This window comes from Rubrivirga sp., from assembly GCF_049648075.1.
Taxonomy (GTDB): Bacteria; Bacteroidota; Rhodothermia; order Rhodothermales; family Rubricoccaceae; genus Rubrivirga.
The window spans coordinates 1-5488 of record NZ_JBARYR010000661.1 but is presented as its reverse complement, the minus strand read 5'-3'; the positions used below and the strand labels follow the sequence as shown (position 1 = coordinate 5488).

General features: G+C 70.8%; 6 protein-coding genes. 3 read left to right on the top strand and 3 right to left on the bottom strand.

Going from position 1 to position 5488, the window contains the following annotated elements; translation table 11 throughout:
- A partial coding sequence (locus tag WBA11_RS17815; protein WP_424521984.1) for a PAS domain-containing sensor histidine kinase occupies positions 1 to 1563 on the top strand: 1563 nt, incomplete at its 5' end.
- 176 nt (positions 1564 to 1739) lie between these two features.
- Here WBA11_RS17815 and queG read toward each other — a convergent pair.
- The 3 genes from queG to WBA11_RS17800 all read right to left on the bottom strand — a co-directional run bounded on the left by queG (position 1740) and on the right by WBA11_RS17800 (position 3892).
- A complete protein-coding gene (gene queG / locus WBA11_RS17810; protein ID WP_424521983.1) occupies positions 1740 to 2705 on the bottom strand; it encodes a tRNA epoxyqueuosine(34) reductase QueG in 966 nt (321 codons plus the stop codon).
- A 243-nt stretch (positions 2706 to 2948) separates the two neighbouring features.
- Positions 2949 to 3476, bottom strand: coding sequence for a DinB family protein (locus tag WBA11_RS17805; protein WP_424521982.1), 528 nt, complete (start codon positions 3474 to 3476; stop codon positions 2949 to 2951).
- The gene (locus WBA11_RS17800) at positions 3473 to 3892 is read right to left on the bottom strand and encodes a DoxX-like family protein (protein WP_424521981.1); all 420 of its coding nucleotides are present in this window, start codon (positions 3890 to 3892) and stop codon (positions 3473 to 3475) included. Before WBA11_RS17800 ends, WBA11_RS17805 begins: the two co-directional genes overlap by 4 nt.
- A 110-nt stretch (positions 3893 to 4002) precedes the next feature.
- On the opposite strand from WBA11_RS17800, the gene WBA11_RS17795 reads away from it, so the two are divergent.
- Together WBA11_RS17795 and WBA11_RS17790 are read left to right on the top strand one after the other, a co-directional pair.
- Positions 4003 to 4917: an NAD-dependent epimerase/dehydratase family protein gene (locus tag WBA11_RS17795; protein WP_424521980.1), complete on the top strand. Its 915-nt coding sequence runs from the start codon at positions 4003 to 4005 to the stop codon at positions 4915 to 4917.
- On the top strand, positions 4918 to 5488 hold a 571-nt coding region (locus WBA11_RS17790; RefSeq protein ID WP_424521979.1), incomplete at its 3' end, for a hypothetical protein.

Genomic DNA, 5488 nt, shown 5'->3' with positions numbered 1-5488 from the left:
CTCGAATCCCGCGTCCGTGCTGCCGAGGCCGCGTTGCGCAACGACGCCTTGGCGCAGCCCAACGCGCTCGCGCTCCTCGAGGGCGGACTCGACCGGCTCGCCGTCGCCCTCGAGGCCGAGGTCGGCGTCGCGCTCGTCGGCGAGGGGCTGAGCGATGCCTTTGTCCGGTGCGCCTCGTGGCCGCCATCCCAACCGAGCGCGCTCCTCGAGGTCGACGCCCGCGACGAGAGGGCGCTCTTGGAGTCTGCGCCGGCCGTCCTCGAGGTCGGACCGTTGGTCTCGAAGCTGGCGCGCGCGACCGCGCTCGTCGTCCCGCTCGAGGGGTCGGTACCGGGCGCGTTCGTCCTCGGCCGAGACACGACGTGGACTGCCGCGGAGCGAGGCGCCGCCGGCCGCCTCGGGACGCTGTTCGGAATCCTGTGGGCGTGGTCCGAGGCCGAGTCGCGGTTCCAGCGGACCGTCGACGACCTCGATGACGCCCTGTTTACGGTCGGCCACGACGAGCACGGACGGCGGAGCTACGCCTTCGTGTCGCCCCAGATCGAGGCGCTGACCGGCCTCGACCTCGACGCCTTGCTCGCCGGCGACGCCGACTGGACCGAGCTGATCGCCGACGAGGACGCCGTCGCCTTCCGCGCGCACGACGAGCGCCTGCAAGCCGGCGAGGCCTCCCGCATCGAGGTCCGCGTCTGGGTCGACGGCGAGGTCGTGTGGCTCAGCGAGCGCGCGACGCCCAGCGTCGACGCCGCCGGCCGGCCGGTCGCCGGAGGCCTGCTCTCCGACGTCACCGCTCAGAAAGAGGCCGAGGCCCAACTCGACCTCGCCCGCCGCGTCGCGGAGCGGGCCGCCCAGACCCGGATGGCGTTCCTCCGCATGATGAGCCACGAACTCCGCACGCCGCTCGGCGCCATCCGCGGCTTCGCCGACATCCTGGTCGAGGAGACCTCCGCCCTCGAGGACGCTCCGCCCGAGATCCCAGAGTTCGCCGGCACCATCCGCGACGCGTCCGACCGCGCGCTTCGCTTGGTCACCGACTTGCTAGACCTGTCACGCCTCGAGACCGGCGCCATCGACCTGGTGACGCAGCCCGTCGACCTGGGAGCGATCGTATCGGCCGTCGCTGCCCGCCACAAAGACGCCGCGACGGCCGACCTCGAGGTCGTGCTCCCCGCCGACCCTGTCTCGGTCAAGGCCGATCCCGTTCGCGTCGATCAAGTCGTCGATCAACTCGTCTCCAACGCCGTCCGGTTCACACCATCCGGCCGCATCGAGGTCGCGCTGTCCATTGGCTCCGCCGGCCTTTCGGCTCTCGAGGACGAGGGCTCGACCGCTCGGGCCGTCCTCGAGGTCGCCGACACCGGCGTCGGGATCGCGGACGACGCCCTCGAGGCCGTCTTCGAACCGTTCGTCCAGGAGGACTCGCGCGTCAACCGCGAGTACGGCGGAACCGGCTTGGGCCTGGCCATCGCGCTCCGGCTCGCCCGGCAGATGGGCGGCGACCTCGAGGTCGAAAGCGTCAAGGGCCAAGGCTCGACGTTCCGGCTGACGCTGCCTGTGGGGTAGGACAGATCTGCGAAGGTCGCTTGCCAATCCGCACTCCTCTCAGCGTCATCCCCGCGGAGGTGGGGATCCAGAACGTGCGACGCTCCGACGCTCGAAGACCGCCACCGATACCAAACGTGCTCTGTCCGTCCTCGAGGTCGCCGACCCGGCGAGTGCGTAGTCGTTGGTCTCATTACTCATTCGAGGTTCGCTGTCGCGTTCTCCGCGTTCCGTACGAACCCGGCGTGCTTCACGCGCTTGACCGGGCTCTTGCGGAACCGCTCGCGGAACGCCTCGAGGTCGATCTCGGCCCACTCTCGCGCCGGCGTGTCCTCCATTCCGGGACGTGGCAGGAAGCGCACGTCGCGCGTCGGCTGGGAAAACTTGGTCCAGGGGCACACGTCCTGGCAGATGTCGCAGCCGAAGGCCCACGCGCCGAACTCGGCCGCGATCTCCGGCAGGTCCGGCCCGCGGTGCTCGATGGTCCAGTACGAGATGCACTTCGTCCCGTCGATCTGGTACGGCGCATCGAGGGCGCCCGTCGGGCAGGCGTCGAGGCAGCGCGTGCAGCTTCCGCAGTGGTCGGCCTGGAACGGCGCGTCGGCTTGGAGGGGGACGTCGACGATCAACTCGCCCAGGAAGATGAACGAGCCGTGCGTCGTTGTGAGAAGATTCGTGTTCTTGCCCTGCCAGCCGAGCCCGGCCCGCTGCGCCCACGCCTTGTCCAAGACCGGCGCCGAGTCCACGAACGCCCGCCCGCCGGCCCCGCCCGTGCGCCGGTCGAGCCAGTCGAACAGCTCGAACAGCTTCTCCTTGAGCACGTCGTGGTAGTCGTCGCCCCAGGCGTAGCGGCTGATCTTGGCCGCGTCTTCGATGCCGCCGCCGGGCTGGCGTCCGGGTTGGAAGTAGCTCAGGAAGACAGACACGACGCTCTCGGCCCCCGGCACCAGCTCGCGCGGGTCGATGCGTTTTTCGAAGTTGCGCTCCATCCACGTCATCGCCCCGTCGGACCCGCCGTGGCGGCCGTCCTCGAGCCACGCCTCGAGCCGCCGGGCCTCGAGGTCGAGCCGCTCGGCCTTGGCGATCCCGACCCCGTCGAACCCGACGCGGCGGGCCTCGAGCTTCAGGTCGCAAGCGAGACGGGCAGGGTCGTAGCCGGGCACGAGGTGAGGGCGGAAGTGAACGGGCTAGCAGGTCTCGTCCTCGAGGACGGCGGAGGCGGCTCAGACCCTGACGGCGCGTGACGCGACCTCGAGGTCGAATGTGACTCGGGCACGGCGCGCCGTGCCCCTACGGGCGACTCGGTCTGATCATACGTCGGGACACGGCGTGCCGTGTCCGCCAGCTGACCTCGAGGGCGCGGCAGCGGGCTCCGGCGTCTGCCGTCCTCGAGGCCGTGCCTCCATTCATACTCCGTCCGGCCTCGAGGTCGAACTCGACCTCACGCCGTCCAGCGTGCGCCGGATCTGGGCGTTGTGGTGCCGGTGGTGCGCCAGCAGGAACGCGAGCGCGTCGGCCCAGACGAGCGGCCCGAAGTAGGGGTGCGGGAAGGCGACGGCCTCGAGGTCGGGCGTGGTCCGCATCCACGGCGCTCGGACCGCCGCCCATCGCTCCCGGACGTCGGCCCAATCCGCGTCGGCCGACGGCTGAATGCTGGGAACGCCCGGCGGCGTCGGAATCCGAATGGGCAGGCTCAGCCCGACGTTCAGCACCAGGCCTCGGACGCCCGACGTGGCACGGGCCGCCCTCGAAGCTGGAGGCCCTTCGAGCATGAGCTCCGCGTCGATGCGCACGATGTGGTCTGCGATCTGGGCCAGCGACCACGCCTTCGGAGACGGGCGGGCGTGGACGATCTCCGTGGGCAACGCGTCAAAGCGTGCCGTGAACTCGCGGCGGTGGTCCTCGAGGGCGGAGAGGAGAGCGGTGCGGGTCATGAGAGGGCGGGCGTTGGGGAAACGGGCGTCGAGGGGACGGCCTCGAGGTCGGGGACCGACCACACGACCAGGGCGCAAACGGCGAGCGCGCTGTTCTTGAGCACGCCCGTCAGCGGCGCGAGCAGAACGGACGGGTCGGTCCAGACGACGCCCGCCGTGATCGCCGCCATCCCGACCGTCGTGACGGCGACGGCCAGCCGCTCGCGGTAGCCGCTCAGCAGAACGAGGCCCGCCGCGACCTCGAGGACGCCGATCGCGACCAGCGTCGCCTCCGGGGACCCGACCCACAATCCCGAGGCCTCGACGATGGACAACTCGTACGCGTCGCGGAGCCAGATTTTGAGCCCGAGACCTTCTCCGAGCCAGACGAGAGCGAGCGAGCAACGGGCGGCGAGGCGGAGCCGGGCGGGAGACACGGGAGAGAGGTTTCAGCGATGAGTGAAAGTTACGGGGCTGTCTCCCGGGAGTTGCGCGAACCCCCGCCGCGGCTGGCGGTCCAACCGTCCCATCGCTCCTCGACCTGTCCATGACTGTTCTCCTCACTGGCGCCACCGGCTACGTCGGCTCCTACGTCCTCGACGAGTTGCTCCAGCGCGGCCACGCCGTCCGCGCCTTGGCCCGCACTTTCGACGAGCAACTCGCCATCCGAGACGGCGTCGAGGTCGTGCGGGGTGACGTGACGAAGCCTGAGAGCCTGACGAACGCCTTCCGCGACATCGACGCGGTCGTCCACCTGGTCGGGATCATCGACGAGTCGCCGGGGAAGGGCGTCACCTTCGAGCGCGTCCACGTCGACGGGACGGTCAACGTCGTCGAGGCCTCGAGGGCGGCGGGCGTCACGCGGTTCGTCCACATGAGCGCCAACGGCGCCCGTGCCGATGGCGTGAGCGAGTACCAGACGACCAAGTGGCGCGCCGAGCAGGCGGTCCAGGCCGCCGGGTTCACCCATACCGTCGTCTTCCGTCCGTCGACGCTCTTCGGCGATCCGGGTCCGACCCATCCCGAGTTTGCCAAGCGGCTGTGGGAGACGCTCGTCAACCCGTTCCCGGTCCTGCCCGTCTTTGGCGACGGCACGTACGAGCTCCAGCCGGTCCACGTCCAGGCGTGCGCGTCGGCGATGGCGGAGGCGGTAACGCGCGAGGCCTCGAACGGCGTCTCGTACTGCGTCGCCGGCCACGAGCGGATCACCTACCGCGAGGTCCTGCGACGGATCGCCCGCGGCGGCGGCATCCGCCCCAAGCCGACGGCTCCGGTGCCGGTCGCGATCGCACGCATCGGCGTCAACACGCTGGGGAAGGCAGGGCTCCTGCCCATCTCCCCGGCCCAGTTCGAGATGCTGGTCGAGGGCAACACCTGCGACCCGTCCGCCTTTTTCGACGACTTCGAGGTCGCCTCGCCCGCGTTCGACGCCGAGGCGCTGAGCTACCTCCGCACGTACTAGATGCGCTCCGCTGCGTGGCTCGGCATGTCGTGCGCGCTAGCTCTAACCGCGTGCTCGTCCTCGAGGTCGGTAGCGCCGGCGCTAGGCATGGAATGGGCACCGGTCGACTCCCTCGAGGCCAGGCTTCCGCCCTCGATCCAGGTCTGGGCCGGTGTGTCAGCGTCGGACACGCTGCGGGCGTGGGCCGTCCGGCTCGGTCCCGAGGTCGCCCTCGAGGTCGAGGTCGCGGCGGATTCGAGCGGGCGCGAAGGGCCGAGCACGTTTGCCGAGCGGACGGGCGCGTGCGTCGTTCTCAACGGCGGCTACTTCGACATGAGTGCGGGCGGCCCCGTCGGTCTCGTCCTCGATGACGGCCGGCTGGTGTCCCCTGCGTTCGACCGCATTGAGCGGGACGGCGTCGCGTATTCGGTGGCTCGCGGCGCCGTGGGGATCGGGGACCGCGTCGAGAGCGCGCGCGCTCGCGACGACGGCGCTGTGGCGTGTCGGGCGCGCGTCGACAACGAGCCGGGCGCTCCGGCGGATGTTCAGGCGTGCCAGCCGTGGGCCGTTCGCGAGGCGCTCGGCGCCGGTC